The following is a 22,238-nucleotide window of genomic DNA, read 5'->3' as shown; positions in this document are numbered from 1 at the left end:
GCGGGGAAAGCGGTCGGGATTTGGTAAGGCTTGGCTAACTGCGGCCGTCAGTCTAAGGGCCCGGCCGCCCCGCCCACCTGGGCACAATGGCCTCTATGCCCATAGACGCGCCCACGGTCGGCTTCGACCTCGACATGACCCTGATCGACTCCCGGCCCGGCATCCACGCCGTCTACCAGGAGCTTTCCGCGACGACCGGGACGTACATCGACGCCGACCAGGCCGTCAGCAGGCTCGGGCCGCCACTCGACTGGGAGCTGCGGCACTGGTTCCCCGAGGAGCTCATCGCCGAGATGGTCCTCAAATACCGTGAGATCTACCCCACACGCGCGATCCTGCCCACGCCCGCGATGCCGGGAGCGGCCGACGCGGTGCGCGCGGTGCAGGAGCTCGGCGGCCGGGCCGTCGTCGTCACCGCCAAGAACGCACCCCAGGCGCGGATGCACCTCGACCACCTCGGGATCACCCCGGACGAGGTCGTCGGCGGGCTGTGGGCCGAGGGCAAGGCGACCGCGCTGCGCGAGCACGGCGCCGCGGTGTACGTCGGCGACCACCTCGGGGACGTGCTCGGCGCCCGCGCCGCGGGCGCCCTGTCCGTCGCGGTCCCGACCGGGCCGATCGGCGCGGACGAGCTGCGCGAGGCCGGCGCCCACGTCGTCCTCGACGATCTGACGTCATTTCCGGCCTGGTTGAAGGGTTACGCCGCCGAACGCGCTTGACAGCGGGGCCTCGTACTTGCGTACGGGACCGGCCGGTTCAGGTGGGCGGCGGGCGGGTCAGGCGCGGGCCTGGCGGCGCTGTTCCGCGATGGTGAGCAGCACGCCCGCCCCCGCGATCAGGAAGCCGGCGCCCATCAGCATGCACACGAGATAGGCGAACGACGGGAACGGCGCGGTGTTCAGGAACAGCGGCGCCACTGTGACCAGCGTGGCGAGCGCGCCGACGAAGAACACGACGACGCCGATGCGAACCAGCCGATCACCGGTGGTGGGGGCGTCGCGGTCGGTCTTGGCCTGGGTTTCGGTACTCACCCCGCCAGGGTAGTTCCCTGCTCGTAAGGACAGGCCGGGACGTCTTGTCAGCAGCCCCTGGACCATTAGCCTTGGTGTCGGCGGGTCGGAAGGCGACCCGCTGTAGTGCTATCCAGAGCCGTTTTCGGCGCCCCGCACACAACGACGAGTACGAGGACGAGGACAGACGTGCCTACCGGCAAGGTCAAGTGGTTCAACAGCGAGAAGGGCTTCGGCTTTCTCTCCCGGGACGACGGCGGCGACGTCTTCGTCCACTCCTCCGTGCTCCCCGCCGGGGTCGACGCACTCAAGCCCGGACAGCGCGTCGAGTTCGGCGTCGTCGCCGGGCAGCGCGGTGACCAGGCCCTCTCCGTCACGGTCCTCGACCCGGCCCCCTCGGTGGCAGCGGCCCAGCGCCGCAAGCCCGACGAACTGGCCTCCATCGTGCAGGACTTGACGACGCTCCTGGAGAACATCACGCCCATGCTGGAGAAGGGCCGCTACCCGGACAAGGCGGCCGGCAAGAAGATCGCGGGCCTGCTGCGCGCGGTGGCGGACCAGCTGGACGTTTAGTCCGCTCAGTTCTTTACGAATTCCAGCGCATCGCGGCCGAGGGGCGGTACGAGCCCCTCGGCCGCGGCGCGTGTCAAAAGGCCGCGCACCGCGGCGTAGCCGTCCTCGCCGAGGTCGGCGGTGAACTCGTTGACGTAGAGCCCGATGTGCCTGTCGGCCACTGCCGGGTCCATCTCCTGGGCGTGCTCCAGTACGTAGGGCCTCGACGCCTCGGGGTCGTCCCAGGCGAGCCGCACGGAGGTGCGGGCCGACTCGGCGAGCAGCCGCAGCGTGTCCTCGCCCAGCGAGCGCTTGGCGATGATCGCGCCGAGCGGGATGGGCAGACCGGTCGTCGACTCCCAGTGCCGGCCCATGTCGGCGAGGCAGTGCAGGCCGTAGTTCTGGTACGTGAAGCGGGCCTCGTGGATGACGAGTCCGGCGTCGACCTTGCCGTCGCGCACCGCGGGCATGATCTCGTGGAACGGCATGACGACGACTTCGCCGACCCCGCCCGGCACGACGTCCGCGGCCCACAGCCGGAACAGCAGGTACGCCGTCGACTTCTCGCTCGGCACGGCTACCGTCTTGCCGGTCAGGTCCACACCCGGCTCCCGCGTGAGGACCAGCGGGCCGCAGCCCCGTCCCAGCGCGCCGCCGCACGGCAGCAGCGCGTACTCGTCGAGCACCCACGGCAGCACCGCGTACGACACCTTGAGCACGTCGAACTCGCCGCGCTCGGCCATGCCGTTGGTGATGTCGATGTCGGCGAACGTCACGTCGAGTTCGGGCGCGCCGGGCACCCGGCCGTGCGCCCAGGCGTCGAAGACGAAGGTGTCGTTCGGGCAGGGAGAGTAGGCGATCTTCAGCGGCTCAGTCAGGCTCATGAGGTGTCCAACTCTCCAGTACGGGCGGGAGTTTCCCGAATGCGTCGGTGAGGGCGGCGAGCGCGTCGCCGATCCGCCACGCCGAACGGTCCCGGGGGCCGACGGAGTTGGAGATCGCGCGGATTTCGAGGGCGGGCACACCGTACTGGTCGGCGGCCTCGGCGACACCGAAGCCCTCCATCGCCTCGGCGGCGGCCGAGGGGTGGCGGGCCAGGAGTTCGGCTGCGCGCCCGGCGGTTCCGGTGGCGGTGGTGACGGTGAGGACCTGGCCCGTGAGGGCGCCGAGGGCTCGGGTGACGTCCTCGCGCAAGGCGGGCGGGGCGGCCAACCGGTCGCGGCCGAAGCCCAGTTCGGGCAGCGGGACGAAGCCGTCGGGGGAGTCGGCGCCCAGGTCGGCGGCGACGAGCTCCGATGCGACGACGAGTGAGCCGATCGGCGCGACGCCGGGAAAGCCGCCGCCGATCCCGGCCGAGACGACCAGGTCGTACGGGGCGCGGGCGAGGGCCTTGGCAGTGCCGGCCGCGGCGGCCGCCGGGCCCACCCCGGCGGGCAGCACGTCGATGGCATGGCCGTCGCGGCCAAAGCGGGCCGGCCGCTCGGGCGGTTGTGTGCCGGGTGACGCGTATCCGGCGAGGGCGAGACCGGCGGCGACGGAGTCCGCCTCCGCCGCCACCGCGGTCACGACCAGCACACGCATCAGGCGGGGCCCGGCCGTCAGGAGCTGGTGCGCTTGAGCGTGAAGCTCCAGACCGACTCGGGCTTGTTGTCCTTGTCGACCTGCACGATGCTGATCTTCTTCTCCTTCGGCGCGGCACCCTGCCCGCCGGTCGAGAAGACGTCGGCGCCGGGGAAGCTCCGGTAGGTCTGGGCGGACGGCTCGGTGATCGGGCTGCCGTCGAGCAGCGCGATCCACTTGCTGCCGTCCTCGACGACCTTGGGGTCGACGCCGAGGCGCAGGGTCGCGCCGGGCGCGTAGTCGATCGACTTGGCGTCCTTGACGCCGCTGAGGCAGCTGGTGAGCTTGGCCTCTGCGAGCGGCTTGCCGTCGCCGCGGCAGGACGCCTCGGTGTTGACGGAGTTCGTGCCGACCGTCACGGTCGCGAGAGGCGTCGGCTTGTCGCAGGCGGAGAGGACGAGGAGTCCGGCGGAGGCAGCGGCGAGTGCGAGGCCGGCCCGGCGGGTCCTACCGGAATTGAACGCAACGGTCATGAAGCGAAGGCTATCGGTCGCCCCCAGCCAAGCAGCGCGGGGGTGCGGCGTGCCGTGTCGCACGTCGCTCACGCCACCCGGGGGTTCGGGGTGCCGCGCCGGGCCGCGCCCAGGAGGCCCCGTACCGAGACGGCCGCTCCGAGCGCCAGCAGGGCCGCGGCCACCGACATGCCGAGGATGCCGTTCAGCGGAAGCGCTATGCCGACCGCGCCGCCGAGGACCCAGGCCACCTGGAGCAGCGTCTCCGAGCGGGCGAACGCGGACGTACGGACCTCTTCCGGCACATCGCGCTGGATCATCGCGTCCAGGGACAGCTTGGCGAGCGCCTGGGTGAACCCGGCCGTCGCGCCGAGCACGGCGACCATCAGGCCGCTGAAGAACGCCGCCGACAGGACGGCCGCTCCCAGCGCGATGGTCAGCATGGTCACGATCAGCACCTCGGGCCCGCGGGCCCGCAGCAGCGAGCCGACCGCCGTGCCCAGCGCGTTGCCGACGCCCGCCGATACGCCCACGATGCCGAGCGAGACGGCCGCGCTCTGCCCGGACAGGGGGTGTTCGCGCAGCAGGAACGCCAGGAAGAAGATCAGGAACCCGGAGAGCGCGCGCAGCGCGGCATTGGCGTACAGACCGTTCAGGACGGACACGCCGACCGTACGCAGGCTGGGCTTGCGGCCGCTGCGGTCGGAGAGCTGCGCCCTGGCCTCGCCCTTCGCCGAGTCGACCTTGTGGGGCAGTGTGAACGCCAGGAACGTACCGGCGACGAAGATGCAGAACGCCCCGTAGAGCGGCCACTGAGGCCCGATGCGGGAGAGCCCGGCGCCGATCGGGGCGGCGATGCCCGTGGCGAGCAGACCGGCCAGGGTGACCCGCGAATTGGCCTTCACCAGGGAGAAGCGGGGTGGCAGCAGGCGCGGCACCACGGCGCTCCTGACCACGCCGTACGCCTTCGACGCGACCAGTACGCCGAGCGCCGCGGGATAGAGCTCCAGGCCGCCGGTGGCGACCGCGCCGGACATCGTGAGGGCGAGCAGCGCGCGGGCCAGCATCGCGCCGGCCATCGCGGCGCGCCGGCCGTGCGGCATCCGGTCGAGCAGCGGGCCGATCACGGGCGCCAGGAGAGTGAACGGCGCCATCGTGATGGCGAGGTAGAGGGCGACCCGGCCGCGCGCCTGGTCGGTCGGCACGGAGAAGAACACGGTCGAGGCGAGCGCCACGGTGATCATCACGTCGCCGGCGCCGTTCACCGCGTGCAACTCGATCAGTTTGCCGAGGCCCGACTCACCGGCGCCGTGCGCGTGGGTCGCTTTCCTGATCGAACGGGCCGTTCCCGTGAACGGCATGTGCAGGGCGCGGCCGACCGCCCGGCCTGCCTTGCGGAGGCGGCCGGCGGTGTCCGAAGACCCTGACGACCTTGCGGTTGCCACCCCGCCATAGTGCCCCAAGCCCGTCCGACCCGAACCAGGATTCGGACGCGCAGGTGGGCCGGGGGCCACGAAGGGGGTAGCGTGACAGGCGCGCCGCCCGCGGCTGCCCAAGGCCGCGCGCCTCTCCGCGATCCCGCAGAATGGATCGCAGAAGGTGCGCCTCCACGCTCATACGGAGCAAGGGGGATCCCCTTGGTCAGTGAAACTGGACAGCCGCTGGGCAGTTGATCGCCCGGGCGCGGACGTTGACGCGGCCCCCTGGTCCGCTCCGCCCGCCGCCCGTACGCATTCGGCTCCCCGGCGCACCCGTGAGACGGCGTAGGAGAGAAGCGAGACCTGTGAGTGCTGCGACGACGCGAAGCCGTACCCCTGACCGCCTGTGCGCCGAGGCGGTCGACCTAGCCCGCGAGGCGGCGGAGGAAGCCGCCGCACCCGGTGTGGTCGGCGAGCATGTGGCCCTGGTTTCGGAGGGCGACCGGGTCGTCACGCACTTCTTCGAGTGCAAGGAGCCCGGCTACCGGGGCTGGCGCTGGGCGGTGACCGTCGCCCGGGCGTCGCGCGCCAAGGCGGTCACCCTGGACGAGACGGTTCTGCTGCCCGGCCCGGACGCGCTGCGGGCACCGGAGTGGGTGCCGTGGAGCGAGCGGCTTCGCCCGGGCGACATGGGCCCCGGCGACCTGCTGCCCACCGAGGCCGACGACCTGCGCCTGGAGCCCGGGTACTCCGGCGAGGACGTACCGCCGCCGAACTCCGTGGTCTCCGAGGAGATGGCCGAGCGGGTCGACGCGGAGGACGCCGAGCTGTCCGACCTGGAGGCGCCGGCGGCCACCGCGCGCGGCTCCATCGCGGCCGTCGCCGAGGAACTCGGCATGCGGCGGGCGCGGGTCCTTTCCCGGTACGGGCTGCACGCGGCGGCCGACCGGTGGGAGGAGTCCTTCGGCGGCAAGACCGCGATGGCTCAGGCGGCGCCGGCCTCGTGCGTGTCCTGCGCGTTCCTCGTCCCGATCGCGGGATCCCTCTCCCAGGCGTTCGGGATCTGCGCCAACGAATTCGGTCCTGCGGACGGGCGTGTCGTGGCGCTCGACTACGGCTGCGGGGGGCACTCCGAGGCGGCGGTCATGCCGAAGCCGCCCCGTCCGGCTCCGCCGGTCCTGGACACGGTGGCCCCCGACGTCCTGGCCCTGCGGCCGGCTCGGGAGGGCTCCGTCCCGGACACCGCCCCGGACGCGACGGAGGATCTGGGCCACTCGTAGCGGGGTGCCTTTCGGCGCCGGCCGGCGCGGGGGTGCCTGGGGCTCCGCCCCGGACCCCGGGGGGTTGGCCCACTCGCCCGCCCGTGCAGGGGGTTGGATGGTTCGGCTTCTGGGGGCTGCGCCCCCAGACCCCCTTTGCGGGGGCTCTGCCCCCTGCGCCCCCGGGGGGTTTGCCCGCCCTCCCGCCCGTGACGGGGGTTGGATGAGCTGAGCCCCGGGGCTCCGCCCCAGACCCCGGGGAGTTGGCCCACCCTCCCGCCCGTGCAGGGGGTTGGATGGTTCGGCTCTGGGGGCTGCGCCCCCAGACCCCCCGCGGGGACTTCGTCCCCTGCACCCCTTTTCGGGGCTCCGCCCCGGACCCCGTTCGCGCCTGAACGGCGCTCGTCCTCAATCTCCCCCAAGGCCTTAAGGGCCAGGGGGGACCCCCATGACAGGCTGGGGTGGGCTGGCGTCCGTGATCACCGGACGGGCCGGGGATGCACCCTGCCAAGGTCAGCCCCGCTAGGGGCGCGGGGAACTGCGCGACCAGCCACCCACGGTCCGCAGCCGAACGACCACCCCCACCGGGCCGGAGCCGACCCCACCCACCCCCGGAGGGTCTAGGGAAGGGGCGGGGTGGGGCCAAACCGGGGTCTGGGGCGGAGCCCCAGCGCACCCCGCCGGGCCCACAACCCCACACCCCCGGACGGGCACACCGGCCAGGGGCGGGGTGGGGGAAATTGAGGGACCGCGTCCAACGCGCGGTACCTTCGGCCCGCAGCCCCGGCATCCGCGGGGCCAGGACAGAGCGGAGTACGGCGTGATCGTCAAGGCGATGGCGGCCGAAGGGGCCGACCCCTTCGGGACGGCGCGGCTGCGGCGCGGGGTCCTGAACGCCTGGGGCGCGGGCCCGGCCAGATTCCGCGAGGACGCCAACGCCGAGGAGGACCTCGCCCTTGGCGGCTACCGCGACCGCCTCGTCGTGGAGCTCGCCCAGAACGCCGCCGACGCAGCCGCCCGAGCGCGCACCACCGGCCGGCTCCGGCTGACCCTGCACCCCGCCACCCCGGACACCCCCGCCCTGCTGGCCGCCGCGAACACCGGCGCCCCGCTGGACGCCATCGGCGTCGAGTCGCTGTCCACCCTGCGCGCCAGCGCCAAGCGCGCCGACACCGACGTGGCCGTGGGCCGGTTCGGCGTCGGGTTCGCCGCGGTGCTCGCCGTCAGCGACGAGCCCGCCGTAGTGGGCCGTACCGGCGGCGTGCGCTGGTCGCTCGCCGAGGCCCGCGAACTGGCCGCCGACGCCGCCCGCGTCAGCCCCGGCCTGGGCGACGAGCTGCGCCGCCGCGACGGACACGTACCGCTGCTCAGGCTGCCGCTGCCCGCCGAGGGCGCCGCCCCCGAGGGCTACGACACCGTCGTGGTGCTCCCGCTGCGCGACGGCACCGCCGAGGATCTCGTACGCCGCCTTCTCGACGGCATCGACGACGCGCTGCTGCTCACCCTCCCCGGACTGACCGAGATCGTCGTCGAAACCCCGGACGGGACAAGGGTGTTGACGCGCTCCGTGCCCGAGGATGAAGAAGACGCCCACGTGCACATCGACGACAGTCGGGACGGGGCCACTCATCGCTGGCGTGTCGTCAGTCATCACGGGGCCATCACCCCGGACCTGCTCGCCGACCGGCCCGTCGAGGAGCGGCTGCGGCCGCACTGGACGGTGACCTGGGCGGTCCCGGTGGACGAGGACGGCGCGCCCGAGCGGCCCCGTACCGCCGCCGTGGTGCACGCGCCGACCCCCACCGACGAGCCGCTCGGCATCCCCGCGCTGCTCATCGCCTCGTTCCCGCTGGACACCGCGCGCCGCCACCCCGCGCCCGGACCGCTCACCGACTTCCTGGTGCAGCGCGCGGCCGACGCGTACGCCGAACTCCTCGGCGCCTGGCGGCCGGTGTCGGCCGGCACCGTCGACCTGGTGCCCGGCCCGCTCGGCCGGGGCGAGCTGGACGGCGCCCTGCGCGCGGCGGTCCTGGAACGGCTGCCCCGCGTCGCGTTCCTGGCGCCCGCCGCGCCCACCGAGGAGCTGGTCGCCCTTCGCCCGTTCGAGGCGGAGGTCGTCGAGGGCGCGGGCGCCGACACGGTGCGCGTCCTCGCCGAAGTCCTGCCCACCCTCCTGCCCGCCGGTCTCGAACGCCGCCCGGAACTGCGCACGTTGGAGGTCGGGCGGCTGCCGCTCGGCGACGCCATCGAGCGGATCGCCGGGGCGGAGCGGGCCCCCGAGTGGTGGTACCGGCTCTACGACACGCTCGCCGGGGTCGACCCCGACCGGCTCTCCGGGCTCCCCGTGCCGCTCGCCGGCGGCCGCACCGTGATCGGCCCCCGCCAGATCCTGCTGCCGCTCTCCGACACCCCGGCCGACCTCGGCCGCCTCGGCCTGAAGGTCGCCCACGCGGATGCCGCCCACCCCCTGCTCGAAAAGCTCGGCGCGCTGCCCGCGACCCCGCGCGCGGTTCTGACGACCCCTCAGGTGCGGGCAGCCGTGGCCGCCTCGCTCGACAGCGGCGAGATCTGGGACGAGGACGCCCTCGACGCGGACGAACTGGCCGACACCGTACTGATGTTGGTGCGCGAGGCGAACCTCTCCCCCGGCGACGAACCCTGGCTCGGCGCGCTCGCCCTGCCCGACGAGGACGGCGAACTCGCCCCCGCCGGCGAACTCGTCCTGCCCGGGTCGCCCTTCGCCGCCGTCATCCGCGAGGGTGAACTCGCCGAGGTGGACAGGGAGTTGGCGGACCGCTGGGGCGAGCAGCCGCTCACCGCGTGCGGGGTGCTTGCCACGTTCGCCCTCGTACGCGCCACCGATGTCGTCCTGGACCCGGACGAACTGGAGCCCCGCGACGGCGACTTCGCCGAGCCGGACGACGCGGGCCTCCTTGACGCGGTGGACGTCTGGTGCGAAGACGCCCTGGACCGTCTCCCGGATTCCCCGGTGCCACCCGTCGCCACGGAGATCATCGCGGTCCGGGACCTGGACCTGGTGGACGACGACTGCTGGCCGCAGGCCCTCGCCCTGCTCGCCCGGCCGCCGCTGCGGGACGCCCTGATCCAGCCGGTGCGCGTACTGCTGCCCGACGGCACGACCGAATCCGTCCGCCCCTACACCGCCTGGTGGCTGCGCGACCACCCGGTCCTCGGCGGACGTCGGCCAGCGGGTCTGCGGGCGGCAGGCTCCGATCCCCTCCTCTCCGGCCTGTACGAGTCCGCGGACGCGACGGGCTTCGACGACGCGCAGGTCCTGCGGGCGCTGGGGGTGCGCACATCGGTGCCGGCGCTGCTCGACGAGCCGGGGGGTGCGGCGGAGTTGCTCGGCCGCCTCGCGGACGGGACGCGCCCGGTGTCCGGGTCTCAACTCCACGCCCTGTACACCGCGTTGGCGGACCTGGACCCCGAGCAGGTGACGCTGCCGGACGAACTGCGGGCGGTGGTGGACGGCGAGGTCCGGGTGGTCGACGCCTCGGAGGCGGTCGTGGCGGACGCCCCGGACCTCCTCCCGCTCGCTGCCGGCCGGGCCCTGCTGCCAGTGGCCCCGGCCCGCGCGGCCGAGCTCGCGGAGCTGCTCCAGGTGGGGCGGCTGAGCGAGCTGGGGTCGGCGGAGGTGACGTCGACGGGCGTGGAGCACGAGGTGCCGGCCGCGGTGAGGGCCCTGCTGGGCCCGTCCACGCCCGCGACGTACGTCGAGCACGAGGAGCTCCTGGCAGGCGGCGTGGAACTGGACTGGCGCCGCCCGGCCGACGGGGTGGTCCACGCGGCGACCCTGGAGGGCGTGGCAGCGGGCCTCGCCTGGGCAGCGGGCCAGTGGCCCCGCCGCTTCGAGGTGGCAGCGCTGTTGGAGGACCCGTCGAGGACGGAGGAACTGGCCCGGGACCGCTGGTTCGACTAGACACCCGGGGCGGGGCCGAACCCACCCACCCCTTGCAGGGGAGGGTGGGCGGCCGGACTTCCTAGTCCGGCCAGCGGCGTACGACCCAGCGCCACGCCACTTCCAGCACTCCCGCCGCCACCACCGCGATGCCGACGGCAGTCCACGGCATCACCGCCCCCACCAGCTTCAGCGCGAAGAAGTGCTGCAGCCACGGGACCGCCAGCACCAGCAGGAACGCCACCCCCATGGCCACCACCAGCGCGATCCGCCACCACGTGTACGGGCGGGCGATGATCGCCAGGACCCACATCGAGACCAGGAACAGGGTCAGCGTCGTGACGCTCGTTTCCGCGTCCAGTTCGCCCGGCCCGGTGTAGTACGCCCGCGCGATCATGTACGTCACGAACGTGGCCACCGCCGCGATGACCCCGCTGGGGATCGCGTACCGCATCACCCTCCGCACGAAGTGCGGTTTGGCGCGCTCCTTGTTGGGGGCCAGGGCCAGGAAGAACGCCGGGATGCCGATCGTGAACGTGGAGAGAAGGGTCAAGTGCCTCGGCAGGAACGGGTACTCCACCTGCGAGCACACCACGAACACCGCCAGCAGGACCGAGTACACCGTCTTCGTCAGGAACAGCGTCGCCACGCGCGTGATGTTGCCGATCACCCGCCGCCCCTCCGCCACCACCGACGGCAGGGTGGAGAAGCTGTTGTTCAGGAGGACGATCTGGGCCACCGCTCGCGTCGCCTCCGAGCCCGAGCCCATGCTCACGCCGATGTCCGCGTCCTTGAGGGCCAGGACGTCGTTCACGCCGTCGCCCGTCATCGCCACCGTGTGGCCGCGGGACTGGAGGGCGGCCACCATGTCGCGCTTCTGCTGCGGGGTGACCCGGCCGAACACCGCGTTGGAGTCCAGGACGTCGGCCATCTCGGCCTGGTCGGTGGGGAGCTGGCGCGCGTCGACCGTGTCGGCCGCGCCGGGCAGGCCGAGCTTTCCGGCCACCGCGCCGACGGACACCGCGTTGTCGCCGGAGATGACCTTGGCCTTGACGTTCTGTTCCTCGAAGTAGCGCAGGGTGTCGGACGCGTCGGGCCGCAGCCTCTGTTCGAGGACGACCAGCGCGCTGGCCTTGGCGTCGGAGGCGATGTCGGGGTCGTCCAGCTCGCGGGAGGCACGGGCGAGCAGCAGGACGCGCAGGCCCTTCTCGTTCAGTGTGTCGATCTCCGTCAGTGCCGGGTCGCCCGGCTTCAGGAGTACGTCGGGCGCGCCCAGCAGCCAGGTGCTGTTCTCGCCGTCGCCCTCGCTGAACGCGGCGCCGCTGTACTTGCGGGCGGAGGAGAACGGCAGCGACTCGGTGCAGCGCCACACCTCGCTGTCCGGATAGGCGTCGATGATCGCCTGGAGGGAGGCGTTCGGGCGCGGGTCGGACTCGCCGAGCGCGCCGAGCACTTTGCGTATGTACGCCTCGTCCGTGCCGCCCAGCGGGCGCAGCTCCGTGACGTCCATGCCCCCCTCGGTGAGCGTGCCCGTCTTGTCGAGGCACACCACGTCGACGCGGGCCAGGCCCTCGATCGCGGGCAGTTCCTGCACCAGGCACTGCTGGCGGCCGAGCCGGATGACGCCGATCGCGAAGGCGACCGAGGTCAGCAGGACGAGGCCTTCCGGGATCATCGGGACGATGCCGCCGACGGTGCGGGCGATGGAGTCCTTGAAGTTGTTGTCCTTGACCACGAGCTGGCTGATGACCAGGCCGAGCGCGGTCGGGATCATCATCCACGTGACGTACTTGAGGATGGTGGAGATGCCGCTGCGCAGCTCGGAGTGGACGAGGGTGAACCGGCTCGCCTCCTCGGCCAGTTGAGCCGCGTACGCCTCGCGGCCGACCTTGGTGGCGGTGAACGCGCCGCCGCCCGCGACCACGAAGGCGCCCGACATCATCTTGTCGCCGGGCTTCTTGAGGACCGGGTCGGCCTCGCCGGTCAGGAGGGATTCGTCGACCTCCAGGCCGTCCGCCTCGACCGCCTCGCCGTCCACCACGATCTTGTCGCCGGGCCCGAGCTCGATGACGTCGCCGAGCACGATCTCGGAGGTGGAGATCTCGGTGGCCCGCCCGTCGCGCCGCACCGTGGGCTTCGCCTCGCCGATGACCGCGAGCCCGTCCAGGGTCTTCTTGGCGCGCATCTCCTGGATGATGCCGATGCCGGTGTTGGCGATGATCACGAAGCCGAAGAGGCTGTCCTGGATCGGCGCCACGACCAGCATGATCGCCCACAGCACGCCGATGATCGCGTTGAACCGGGTGAAGACGTTGCCGCGGACGATCTCCGCGGTGGACCGGCTGCTGCGGACCGGAACGTCGTTGACCTCGCCGCGCGCCACCCGCTCGGCGACCTCGGCCGTCGTCAGCCCACCGGCCCGCCCCGCCGGAGCGGGCGGCTTCACGGGATGGACGGGGTCGAGTTCCGCCCCGGCGTCGATATTGGCGCGCTGCGTCATGATTTCGACGGTACGGGGGGAATGGCCGCTTCACCTGCCGGGACGGCCGAACATCCGACCCTGGTAGGAGGCGAATGGTCCTCTGGCGGTACGCAGGTCCCGAGAGTTACTGACTTTCGGCTCTTGCGTCCCGCTCGGCGTCGGCCGCCTGTTGTGCGGCGTGCCGCTTGATCGCCGCGTCGCGGCCGCGGACGTACCAGATGCCGATGAGGCCGAGGCCGCCGCCGGCCAGGCAGGTCCACACCCACCACAGGTGGCCGTGGTCGTCGAACCAGCCGTAGAAGGGGAGCTGGACGAGGAAGAGGACGAACCAGAGGATCGTGCCGCCGGTGATGGTGGCGACCACGGGGCCCTCAAGGGGCTCCGGCGCCTCGTGTTTCGGTGTCCACTTCGCCATGCGATCAGTGTAGGGCGCGGCTATTCCCGGGAATCCGGCCTGCGGACGGTCCAGTCGGCCCTTGGGTCTACGCGCGGAGATGGTGATCTTCGCCTTATGTATTCATACTGAAACGGCTTACGGCTGACTCATTCTGTTCGTTAAAACGTCCAAAGAAGTTCGGGTACGTGCCGTTTCCCCGCCCCTTCACGACTGAGGTTCCGCATGCCCTCCTCGGCCCCCGACAAGGTCGACGCCGCAGCTCAGCCGCCGGCACCCGCCCAGCCGACCAACGGCCTGGACCGCTACTTCAAGATCTCCGAGCGTGGCTCCACCATCGCCCGTGAGATCCGCGGCGGATTCGCGACCTTCTTCGCGATGGCGTACATCATCGTGCTGAACCCGATCATTCTCGGCAGCGCGAAGGACATGTACGGTCACCAGCTCAACAGCGGGCAGCTGGTCACCGCGACCGTGCTCACGGCGGCCTTCACCACGCTGCTCATGGGCGTCATCGGCAATGTGCCGATCGCGCTCGCGGCGGGGCTCGGTGTCAACACCGTGGTCGCGCTCCAGCTGGCGCCCCGGATGAGCTGGCCCGACGCCATGGGCATGGTCGTCCTGGCCGGCTTCGTGGTGATGCTCCTGGTCGCCACCGGGCTGCGCGAGCGGGTCATGAACGCGGTGCCGCTCGGCCTGCGCAAGGGCATCGCGATCGGCATCGGCCTGTTCATCATGCTGATCGGCCTGGTCGACTCGGGCTTCGTCTCGCGCATCCCGGACGCCGCGCACACCACCGTGCCGCTCGAACTCGGCGGCAACGGGCACCTGCTCGGCTGGCCGGTCCTGGTCTTCGTCCTCGGCGTGCTGCTCACGCTCGCGCTGATGGTCCGCAAGGTGCCGGGCGCGATCCTGATCTCCATCGTGGCGATGACGGTCCTCGCGATGATCATCAACGCGGTGGCCACGGTGCCGTCCTGGGGTCTGACCACCCCGAAGTGGCCGGGCAACCCCGTCGACACCCCGGACTTCGGGCTCGTCGGCCAGGTCAGCCTCTTCGGCGGGTTCTCCAGGGTCGGCATCCTGACCGGCGTCCTGTTCGTCTTCACCGTGCTGCTCTCGTGCTTCTTCGACGCGATGGGCACGATCATGGGTGTCAGCGACGAGGCGGGCCTGACCGACTCCCAGGGCAACATGCCCGGCATGAACCGGGTCCTGTTCGTCGACGGCATCGCGGTCGCGGCGGGCGGCGCGTCGTCCTCGTCCGCCACCACCTGCTTCGTGGAGTCCACGGCGGGCGTCGGCGAGGGGGCGCGGACCGGCTTCGCGAACGTGGTCACCGGCGGCCTCTTCACCGTCTCCCTGTTCCTGACCCCGCTCGCCACGATGGTGCCCTCCCAGGCCGCCACCCCGGCGCTGCTCGCGGTCGGCTTCCTGATCCTGTCCGCCTCGATCAAGGAGATCGACTGGGCGGACTGGACGATCGCCATCCCGGCCTTCGTGACGATGCTGATGATGCCGTTCACGTACTCGATCACCAACGGCATCGGCATGGGCTTCATCACCTTCACGGTGCTGCGCCTGGTGGCCGGCCGCGCCCGCGAGATCCCGATCGCGATGTACATCGTCTCGGCGGTGTTCGCCTTCTACTACCTGATGCCGGCGCTCGGACTCACGTAGCGATCAGCCCCCCGGCAGGGCGATTCACGCCGCCCCGTAGAACCTCTCCGTCTCGTCGACCGCCGCGTTGAAGCGTTCGTCGAAGTCGTCGCGAATGAGCGTCCGGACCACATAGTCCTGGACGCTCATTCCGCGTTTCGCGGCATGGTGCCTGAGCCGTTCGAGCAGCTCACCGTCTATCCGCAGGCTGAGCACGCTGGTCCCCATGGAGCGAGGGTCGCACGCCCGCGGCCGCTGCGCGCGTCACTTTCCGCAGACGACTCACTCCTTCGGGTGAAGTGTGGCGCGATGTCGCCGGTGTGGCGCCGGACACCTGGGCTTAACCCGGTGGTATTTAGCCAGAGTAATGAGTTATGCTAACGAACATGTCTGACCTGTCCCACGGCAGCGGCGAGGACGCCGCCGCCGTGAACTCCCTGCGCTCGGCCGTCATGCGGCTGGGCCGGCGCCTCAAGCACCAGCGCGTCGACGAATCGCTCAGCCCGACCGAGATGTCGGTGCTCGGCACCCTGGCCCGCTGCGGCTCGGCCACCCCCGGTGAGCTGGCCCGCAAAGAGCACGTACAGCCGCCGTCGATGACCCGAATCGTCGCCCTGCTTGAGGCGAAGGGCCTGGTCAGGCTGGAGCCGCATCCCGACGACCGCCGCCAGAAGGTGGTCAGCCAGACCGAAGAGGCCGAGGCGATGCTCGAAGAGAGCCGCCGAAAGCGCAACGCCTGGCTGGCTTCCCTCGCGGAAGGCCTGGACGAGGACGAATGGGCGAAGCTTCGCGCGGCCGCCCCGGTCCTGGAGAAGCTCGCACACCTGTAAGGCGCATCGCTAGGAGGCGAACACTTTTTGAGTACGGGACCCGGATCAGCATCCGCCCCCGCACCTACCCCCACCTACAACAAGCGCGGCGGGGGGACGTTCTCCTCGCTCGCGGTCCGCAATTACCGGCTGTTCTTCTCCGGCGCCATCGTGTCCAACATCGGCACCTGGATGGCCCGGATCACCCAGGACTGGCTGGTCCTGACGATCACCGGCTCCTCCGTGGCGGTGGGCATCACCACCGCCATGCAGTTCCTGCCGATGCTCCTGTTCGGCCTGTACGGCGGCGTCATAGCCGACCGGTTCGCCAAGCGGAACATCCTGTTCGTGACGCAGGCGGCGATGGGCCTCGGCGGCCTGTTCCTCGCCGTGATGACCCTGTCCGGTCACGTCCAGGTGTGGCACGTCTACCTGACGGCCTTCTTCACCGGCCTGGTCACCGTCGTCGACAACCCGACCCGGCAGTCCTTCGTCTCCGAGATGGTCGGGCCCGACCGGGTGCGCAACGCGGTCAGCCTCAACTCGGCGAACTTCCAGTCCGCCCGGCTTGTCGGCCCCGCCGTCGCGGGCGCCGTCATGGCGGCCGTCGGACCCGGCTGGGCGTTCCTCGCCAACGGCCTGTCCTTCACCGCCCCGCTGCTGATGCTGACGCTGATGCGGACCAGGGAACTCCAGCCGACCAAGCTCGCCCCGCGCGGCAAGGGCCAGCTGAAGGAAGGCCTCGCCTACGTCTCCGAGCGGCCCGAGCTGATCTGGCCCATCGTCCTGGTCGGCTTCGTCGGCACCTTCGGGTTCAACTTCCCGATCTGGCTGAGCGCGTTCGCCTCCGACGTCTTCCACGGCGGCTCCGGCATGTACGGCGTGTTCAACAGCCTGATGGCGATCGGCTCGCTGGTCGGCGCGCTGCTCGCGGCCCGGCGGTCCTCCACCCGGCTGCGGATGCTGGCGCTCGCCGCGTTCCTGTTCGCGGTGCTCGAACTCGTCGCGTCCGGGGCCCCCGGCCTCGGCGTGTTCATGGCGCTGCTCATCCCGGTCGGCATCCTCGGCCTGACGGTGAACGTGACCGCCAACGCCTCGGTGCAGATGGCCACCGACCCCGAGATGCGGGGCCGCGTGATGAGCCTGTTCATGATGGTCTTCACCGGCGGCACCCCGCTGGGCGGCCCGCTGTTCGGCTGGCTGACCGACGTCTACGGCGTCCGCGTCAGCCTCGCGCTCGGCGGTCTCATCTGCGGCGCGGCGGCGATCGGCGTGGGCCTGATGCTGGCCCGCGCGGCCAACCTGCGCCTGAAGGTCGACGTACGGCCCGGTCACCGACACCTCGCATTCGTCCCGAGGAATCCCGCCCTGGTGACGGCCGCCTGACGGCACGCGGAACGTGAACGGCCCGGCCCCCGGATGCGGGGGCCGGGCCGTTTCCCGTACAGGGTCAGAAGATGTCGCTCCTCGCCCAGTTCCAGTCCTCGCGCCCCTCACCCAGGGTGCCCTTGCCCGTGCCCGGGTACGTCGTGAGCTCGCGGTCCGATTTGGCGAGGAGGTCGGGCGCGTTCCAGGCGAGGTCGTCCAGTACGTCGCCGACGCACAGCAGCGTCGGGTACTTCTGCCAGCCCCCGCTGCCGATCAGGACCCGTTGGCCGAACCCGCCGTGGCCGTTCCCCGGGTAGCGCCACAGCCTGCCTGCCGTGTCGTTGGCGACGACGTCACCGTGCCCGTCGCCGTCGAGGTCGCCCGTGCCGGTGAACGTCAGGATCGAGCCCCAGCCGGCGCCCAGGCTCTTGCGGTGGCCGAAGCCGCCGTGGCCGTTGCCCGGGTAGAGCCAGGCGTGCCCGGACGTGTCGAGGGCCATGAGGTCGTTCCGGCCGTCGCCGTCCAGGTCGCCCACGGGCGCGAAGTGGCGCATGCCGGACCAGCCGGCGCCCACGCGCGAGCGCTTGCCGAGGCGCCCGTCGCCCTTGCCGGGGTACAGCCACAGCACGCCGGCCCCGTCCCGGGCGAGCAGGTCCTCCTTGCCGTCGCCGGTGAGGTCGCCGTGCCGGGCCAGCGTCATGCCGTTCCAGCCGCGGCCGAGGTAGGTGCCGTTCCCGTCGCCGTCCAGGAAGTAGAGGCTGCCGTTCCAGTTGCGCTGGAGGAGGTCGGCCTGGCCGTCGCCGTTGAGGTCGCCGAAGGGCAGCGCCTTCGCGTCCTCGCCGTCGCCGGAGTTCCAGTCGGAGTACTCCTTGCCCGACTGGCACTCGCGCAGCGTCCGGCCCCAGCGGAACGAGCTGTTCTCGTCCTTACGGGGCTTCGCGCCGTGCGGCGGGGCGGGCTTCGGCGGGGTGCCTATGCCCGGGTCGCGCACGTACATGTCGCGGCCGGGGTCCAGGTACTGGAACTCCGCCGGGCTCCACATGCACGAGAAATCGCCGCCCGAGCGGTTGTAGACGGCGGGCGTCTCGTCGTCCCACGGCTCGGCGGAGGCCTGCGGGCCGGCGTACGCGTCCATCGGGGCCTGGTTGTCGGCATGGTCGAAGACGCAGAACTTGCCCACCGGGCAGCGGTCGAGGCCGACGGAGGCGTCGGCCGGGGCGACCGCGGTCGCGGTGAACCCCACGACGGCGGCGGCCGTCGCCAAAGCGGTGCGGATGGTCAGCCGCATGGATGATTTCCCCCCAGGGAAGCCGGGACCCAGGCCCCGCACAAACGAGCGACGGGATTCTACGCCCGCCCCTTCGGCGGCTCCGCGCAGGGGGCCGATCTTGGTTGACTGTCCCCATGCGCCTCTTCGCCGCCGTACTTCCCCCAGCGCCGGCCATCGCCGAACTCGGCCGTGCCGTACGGCAGTTGGAGCACCTGCCCGATGTGCAGGGGCTGCGCTGGACCGGGCGCGAGGGCTGGCACTTGACCCTCGCGTTCATGGGGGAGACCGACGAGGCGGTCCTGGCCGAGCTGCACGAGCGGCTGCGCAGGGCGGCCCACCGTACCGACCCGTTCACGCTGCGGCTGCACGGCGGCGGCCGCTTCGACGGGCGCGCCCTGTGGGCCGGCGTCGCGGGCGGCCTCGATCAGCTGCGGCTGCTCGCCGAACGCGCGGACGCCGCCGCCCGCCGCTCCGGCATCCCGATGGACCAGCACCGCCGCTATGTGCCGCACCTCACCCTGGCGAGATCCCGTACGCCGATGGACCTGAAGCCGTACGTCGAAGTCCTCGCCGCGTTCGAGGGCACCCCGTGGCAGGTCGGCGAGTTGGCGCTGATCCGCAGCACCCTCCCGGGCGGCGGCACCCCCGGCGAGCGCCCCCGCTACGAGGCGGTCGCCCGCTGGCCGCTGGGCGCGGCCGGTTAGGCTCAAGGGGTGGACCCGAAGACCAGGAACCGGATCATGGCCGGTGTGCTCGTGCTGATGTTCGTCGTCGTGGCGGTGGCGGCCGCCGTCGGCTGACCGCCCCCGCCCCGACGCATACGCACGCGCAGGCGCGTACCGCCTGCGAGACCCTGCGGACCTACCAGGCGAAGGCCTCCGGGGACGGCCCGGGGCCCGGGAAGATGTCGTCGAGCGCGGTCAGGAACTCCTCCGGCAGGTCGAGTTCGACCGCCCGCAGCGGCGCGTCCAGCTGGTCCGCCGTGCGCGGGCCGACGATCGGACCCGCGACGCCCGGCCGGGTGAGCAGCCAGGCGAGCGCCGCCTCGGCGGGGTCGAGGTCGTGCTTGGCGACGAGCTCCTCGTACGCCTGGACCCGCTCCCGCACGCCCGGCTTCGCGAGGGTCTGGACCGCGATGCCGCCCTGGGAACGCGAACCCGAGCCCTCGCGCTCCTTGCGCAGGATGCCGCCGAGCATGCCGCCGTGCAGCGGGGACCAGGGGATGACCCCGAGCCCGTAGTCCACCGCCGCCGGGATGACCTCCATCTCGGCGCGGCGTTCGGCGAGGTTGTAGAGGCACTGTTCGCTGACCAGGCCGAGGCGTCCGGTGCGGGCGGCGATTTCATTGGCCTGGGCGATCTTGTAGCCGGGGAAGTTGGACGAGCCGGCGTACAGGATCTTGCCCTGGGTGATCAGGACGTCGATGGCCTGCCAGATCTCCTCGAACGGGGTCAGGCGGTCGATGTGGTGGAACTGGTAGATGTCGATGTGGTCGGTGCCCAGGCGCCTGAGCGAAGCCTCCACCGAGCGGCGGATGTTGACCGCCGACAGCTTGTGGTGGTTGGGCCAGGGCTCGTCGACGCCCATGTTGGCGTAGAGCTTGGTGGCGAGGACGGTCTTGTCGCGCCGGCCGCCGCCCTGGGCGAACCAGCTGCCGATGATCTCCTCGGTACGGCCCTTGTTCTCGCCCCAGCCGTACGCGTTGGCGGTGTCGAAGAAGTTGATGCCCGCGCCGAGCGCGGCATCCATGATCGCGTGGCTTGCGCCTTCGTCGGTCTGCGGTCCGAAGTTCATCGTCCCCAGGACGATCCTGCTCACCTGGAGACCCGTGCGTCCGAGCTGCGTGTACTTCATGGGAATCAAGCCAACGTCTTCGAGCGCGCTCAAGGCAAGGGGCCGGGCCGGGACTTCCCGGTCCGGCCCGGCCCCTTGGCGTACGTGACTACCAGGCGAAGGCCTCCGGGGAGGGGCCGGGCCCCGGGAAGATCTCGTCGAGCGCGCCGAGCAGCTCCTCGCTCAGCTCCAACTCCACGGCGCGCAGCGCCGATTCGAGGTGGGCGGGGGTGCGCGGGCCGACGATGGGGCCGGTCACGCCGGGCCGGGTGAGCAGCCAGGCCAGCGCCACCTCGCCGGGGTCGAGGTCGTGCTTGGCGAGCAGGTCCTCGTACGCCTGGACCTGCGCCCGTACGGCCGGGTCGGCCAGGCCTGCCGCCGAGCGGCCGCTCTTGGTGCGCGAGCCGGTGCCCTCGCGCTCCTTGCGCAGCGCGCCGCCGAGCAGACCCTGGTGCAGCGGCGACCAGGGGATGACGCCGAGCCCGTACTCCTGGGCGGCCGGGATGACCTCCATCTCGGCGCGGCGTTCGGCGAGGTTGTAGAGGCACTGTTCGCTGACCAGGCCGAGGCGTCCGGTGCGGGCGGCGGTCTCGTTGGCCTGGGCGATCTTGTAGCCGGGGAAGTTGGAGGTTCCCGTGTACAGGATCTTGCCCTGGGTGATCAGGACGTCGATGGCCTGCCAGATCTCCTCGAACGGGGTGGCCCGGTCGACGTGGTGGAACTGGTAGATGTCGATGTGGTCGGTGCCCAGGCGCCTGAGCGAAGCCTCCACCGAGCGGCGGATGTTGACCGCCGACAGCTTGCTGTGGTTGGGCCAGGACGGGGTGCTCCACTCCTTGCCCTGCGTCATGTCGCCGTACATCTTGGTGGCGAGGACGACCTTGTCGCGCCGGTCGCCGCCCTTCGCGAACCAGGCGCCGAGGATCTTCTCGGTGCGCCCCTTCTCCTCGTCCACGCCGTAGATGTCGGCGGTGTCGAAGAAGTTGATGCCCGCGTCCAGGGCGGCGTCCATGAGGGCGTGGCTGCCGGCCTCGTCGGTCTCGCCGCCGAAGTTCATCGTGCCGAGGACGAGACGGCTGACCTGGAGTCCGGTGCGTCCGAGCTGTGTGTACTTCATGGGGCCATCAAAGCGTGTTCGAGTGTGCTCAAGGCAAGGGTTCCGTTCAACTGCCCAGCCAGCTGGACGCGTCGAGGAGGACCTGGTGGCCGCCCTGCACGAGCGGCGCCCCCTCGCCGACCCGAAGCTCGATGCCGTACGCCGCTTCGCGCTCGCGGTCCTGGCGAAGGCGGGCGGCGTCGAGGACGAGACCGTCAAGGACTTCCTGTCGTACGGATACACCGAGCAGAACGCCCTCGAAGTGGTCCTCGGCATCGGCGCCTACACGCTGTCCACCTTCGCCAACCGCCTCACGGGCGCGAGCCTGTGAGGCATCAACTGGCCTCGTTTGTACGTTACTTGGAGCCGATCGGGCTGACGTAGGTGCCCGGGTGGGTGGCCCCGTCCTGGAGCAGGACCGAGGAGAAGTCCCAGGGCAGGGTGTGGGGGTGGGTCTCGTCCGGCGGGGTGATCACGATGCTCTTCGGCTTGAACTCCTGGCCGTCACCCTTGTTGAACGGCAGATAGAAGATGTTGAAGGTGGTCGTGGCATTCGGCCGTACCGTAACCGTCTTCGGGGTCTCGGCGGTCCCGCGGGTGAGCGACCACTTGGTCGATCCGCCGACCAGGTCGACCCCCGGATAGCCCTTCATCGCACAGGACTTGGCGCCCTTGTTGGTGAGCGTGATGGTGACGGCGCCCTGCGAGCCCTGCGACTGGGCGCCGCTGCCCGGGGCGACGGCGAAGGCGAGCTGGGAGGTCAGGCAGTGGTCGCCGCCGGTTCCGGTTCCGGTCCCCGCGTTCGTGCCGCCGCCGATGCTGCCGCCGGAGGGGGCCATGGTGCGGCCGCCGTCCGCGCCGGGGGAGCCGGATCCGGTGCCGGTGCTGTTCGAGGCGGCATTGCTCGGGGTGTCGGTGGCGACCTTGCCGGAGCCGCCGTTGTCGCTGCCGCAGGCGGTCAGGGTCAGGCCGGCGGCGATGACGGCGATCGCGGCCAGGGGGGCGGTACGCAGGCGCAACACGGCGGTCCTTTCGGTCGTTGTCCGTTCGGGTGCCCAGCGGGTCCGGTCCCAAGCGGAACTCGGGACGCCTTCTGG

The 22,238-nt window shown here is 71.6% G+C and carries 21 protein-coding genes; 9 read left to right on the top strand and 12 right to left on the bottom strand.

What is annotated here, in order from left to right:
* Positions 1 to 86 precede the first annotated feature (86 nt).
* Positions 87 to 719, top strand: coding sequence for an HAD family hydrolase (locus ACSHXC_RS17550; protein ID WP_438292484.1), 633 nt, complete (start codon positions 87 to 89; stop codon positions 717 to 719).
* A gap of 57 nt (positions 720 to 776) precedes the next feature.
* On the opposite strand, the gene ACSHXC_RS17545 is transcribed toward ACSHXC_RS17550, so the two are convergent.
* Positions 777 to 1,064 (bottom strand): hypothetical protein, encoded by a 288-nt coding sequence (locus ACSHXC_RS17545; protein ID WP_438296644.1) that lies wholly within the window; start codon positions 1,062 to 1,064, stop codon positions 777 to 779.
* A 135-nt stretch (positions 1,065 to 1,199) separates the two neighbouring features.
* Here ACSHXC_RS17545 and ACSHXC_RS17540 point away from each other — a divergent pair, with 135 nt between their 5' ends.
* A complete protein-coding gene (locus ACSHXC_RS17540; RefSeq protein WP_114039113.1) occupies positions 1,200 to 1,583 on the top strand; it encodes a cold-shock protein in 384 nt (127 codons plus the stop codon).
* Between the two features lie 5 nt (positions 1,584 to 1,588).
* Here ACSHXC_RS17540 and ACSHXC_RS17535 read toward each other — a convergent pair whose 3' ends face one another.
* The 4 genes from ACSHXC_RS17535 to ACSHXC_RS17520 all read right to left on the bottom strand — a co-directional run bounded on the left by ACSHXC_RS17535 (position 1,589) and on the right by ACSHXC_RS17520 (position 5,079).
* Positions 1,589 to 2,446: a 1,4-dihydroxy-6-naphthoate synthase gene (locus ACSHXC_RS17535; RefSeq protein WP_438292483.1), complete on the bottom strand. Its 858-nt coding sequence runs from the start codon at positions 2,444 to 2,446 to the stop codon at positions 1,589 to 1,591.
* Positions 2,433 to 3,143 carry a futalosine hydrolase gene (locus ACSHXC_RS17530; protein WP_438292482.1) on the bottom strand — a complete coding sequence of 237 codons (711 nt, stop codon included), beginning with the start codon at positions 3,141 to 3,143 and terminating at the stop codon, positions 2,433 to 2,435. Before ACSHXC_RS17530 ends, ACSHXC_RS17535 begins: the two co-directional genes overlap by 14 nt.
* 17 nt (positions 3,144 to 3,160) lie before the next feature.
* Positions 3,161 to 3,655: a DUF2771 domain-containing protein gene (locus ACSHXC_RS17525; RefSeq protein ID WP_438292481.1), complete on the bottom strand. Its 495-nt coding sequence runs from the start codon at positions 3,653 to 3,655 to the stop codon at positions 3,161 to 3,163.
* Positions 3,656 to 3,723: 68 nt separating this feature from the next.
* The gene (locus ACSHXC_RS17520; protein WP_438292480.1) at positions 3,724 to 5,079 is read right to left on the bottom strand and encodes an MFS transporter; all 1,356 of its coding nucleotides are present in this window, start codon (positions 5,077 to 5,079) and stop codon (positions 3,724 to 3,726) included.
* Between the two features lie 338 nt (positions 5,080 to 5,417).
* On the opposite strand from ACSHXC_RS17520, the gene ACSHXC_RS17515 reads away from it, so the two are divergent.
* Positions 5,418 to 6,332, top strand: coding sequence for a DUF3027 domain-containing protein (locus tag ACSHXC_RS17515; protein WP_438292479.1), 915 nt, complete (start codon positions 5,418 to 5,420; stop codon positions 6,330 to 6,332).
* A gap of 814 nt (positions 6,333 to 7,146) precedes the next feature.
* On the top strand, positions 7,147 to 10,251 hold the full coding sequence (locus ACSHXC_RS17510; protein ID WP_438296643.1) for a sacsin N-terminal ATP-binding-like domain-containing protein: 3,105 nt from the start codon (positions 7,147 to 7,149) through the stop codon (positions 10,249 to 10,251).
* 61 nt (positions 10,252 to 10,312) lie between these two features.
* Here the strand turns inward: ACSHXC_RS17510 and ACSHXC_RS17505 are convergent, their stop codons facing one another.
* Positions 10,313 to 12,730: a cation-translocating P-type ATPase gene (locus ACSHXC_RS17505; RefSeq protein WP_438292478.1), complete on the bottom strand. Its 2,418-nt coding sequence runs from the start codon at positions 12,728 to 12,730 to the stop codon at positions 10,313 to 10,315.
* A 106-nt stretch (positions 12,731 to 12,836) separates the two neighbouring features.
* The gene (locus ACSHXC_RS17500; protein WP_438292477.1) at positions 12,837 to 13,127 is read right to left on the bottom strand and encodes a DUF2530 domain-containing protein; all 291 of its coding nucleotides are present in this window, start codon (positions 13,125 to 13,127) and stop codon (positions 12,837 to 12,839) included.
* 204 nt (positions 13,128 to 13,331) lie between these two features.
* Here ACSHXC_RS17500 and ACSHXC_RS17495 point away from each other — a divergent pair, with 204 nt between their 5' ends.
* The gene (locus tag ACSHXC_RS17495) at positions 13,332 to 14,786 is read left to right on the top strand and encodes an NCS2 family permease (RefSeq protein ID WP_438292476.1); all 1,455 of its coding nucleotides are present in this window, start codon (positions 13,332 to 13,334) and stop codon (positions 14,784 to 14,786) included.
* Positions 14,787 to 14,810: 24 nt separating this feature from the next.
* Here the strand turns inward: ACSHXC_RS17495 and ACSHXC_RS17490 are convergent, their stop codons facing one another.
* Positions 14,811 to 14,993 carry a ribbon-helix-helix protein, CopG family gene (locus ACSHXC_RS17490; RefSeq protein WP_053724844.1) on the bottom strand — a complete coding sequence of 61 codons (183 nt, stop codon included), beginning with the start codon at positions 14,991 to 14,993 and terminating at the stop codon, positions 14,811 to 14,813.
* 158 nt (positions 14,994 to 15,151) lie between these two features.
* Here ACSHXC_RS17490 and ACSHXC_RS17485 point away from each other — a divergent pair, with 158 nt between their 5' ends.
* A complete protein-coding gene (locus ACSHXC_RS17485; RefSeq protein ID WP_053724836.1) occupies positions 15,152 to 15,595 on the top strand; it encodes a MarR family winged helix-turn-helix transcriptional regulator in 444 nt (147 codons plus the stop codon).
* Between the two features lie 27 nt (positions 15,596 to 15,622).
* Positions 15,623 to 16,960 carry an MFS transporter gene (locus ACSHXC_RS17480; RefSeq protein WP_438292475.1) on the top strand — a complete coding sequence of 446 codons (1,338 nt, stop codon included), beginning with the start codon at positions 15,623 to 15,625 and terminating at the stop codon, positions 16,958 to 16,960.
* 64 nt (positions 16,961 to 17,024) lie between these two features.
* Here ACSHXC_RS17480 and ACSHXC_RS17475 read toward each other — a convergent pair whose 3' ends face one another.
* Positions 17,025 to 18,230 (bottom strand): FG-GAP repeat domain-containing protein, encoded by a 1,206-nt coding sequence (locus ACSHXC_RS17475; RefSeq protein ID WP_438292474.1) that lies wholly within the window; start codon positions 18,228 to 18,230, stop codon positions 17,025 to 17,027.
* Positions 18,231 to 18,346: 116 nt separating this feature from the next.
* Here ACSHXC_RS17475 and thpR point away from each other — a divergent pair, with 116 nt between their 5' ends.
* A complete protein-coding gene (gene thpR / locus ACSHXC_RS17470; RefSeq protein WP_438292473.1) occupies positions 18,347 to 18,916 on the top strand; it encodes an RNA 2',3'-cyclic phosphodiesterase in 570 nt (189 codons plus the stop codon).
* A gap of 157 nt (positions 18,917 to 19,073) precedes the next feature.
* On the opposite strand, the gene ACSHXC_RS17465 is transcribed toward thpR, so the two are convergent.
* Positions 19,074 to 20,066 carry an aldo/keto reductase gene (locus tag ACSHXC_RS17465; RefSeq protein WP_438292472.1) on the bottom strand — a complete coding sequence of 331 codons (993 nt, stop codon included), beginning with the start codon at positions 20,064 to 20,066 and terminating at the stop codon, positions 19,074 to 19,076.
* Between the two features lie 88 nt (positions 20,067 to 20,154).
* A complete protein-coding gene (locus ACSHXC_RS17460) occupies positions 20,155 to 21,162 on the bottom strand; it encodes an aldo/keto reductase (RefSeq protein WP_438292471.1) in 1,008 nt (335 codons plus the stop codon).
* An 85-nt stretch (positions 21,163 to 21,247) separates the two neighbouring features.
* On the opposite strand from ACSHXC_RS17460, the gene ACSHXC_RS17455 reads away from it, so the two are divergent.
* Positions 21,248 to 21,472 carry a hypothetical protein gene (locus ACSHXC_RS17455; protein ID WP_438292470.1) on the top strand — a complete coding sequence of 75 codons (225 nt, stop codon included), beginning with the start codon at positions 21,248 to 21,250 and terminating at the stop codon, positions 21,470 to 21,472.
* A 25-nt stretch (positions 21,473 to 21,497) separates the two neighbouring features.
* On the opposite strand, the gene ACSHXC_RS17450 is transcribed toward ACSHXC_RS17455, so the two are convergent.
* Positions 21,498 to 22,160 carry a DUF4232 domain-containing protein gene (locus ACSHXC_RS17450; RefSeq protein ID WP_438292469.1) on the bottom strand — a complete coding sequence of 221 codons (663 nt, stop codon included), beginning with the start codon at positions 22,158 to 22,160 and terminating at the stop codon, positions 21,498 to 21,500.
* Positions 22,161 to 22,238 lie beyond the last annotated feature (78 nt).

Origin of the sequence: Streptomyces sp. HUAS TT7 (assembly GCF_051550175.1) — a bacterium.
Classification (GTDB): domain Bacteria; phylum Actinomycetota; class Actinomycetes; order Streptomycetales; family Streptomycetaceae; genus Streptomyces.
This window is presented reverse-complemented; position numbering and strand designations above follow the sequence as displayed.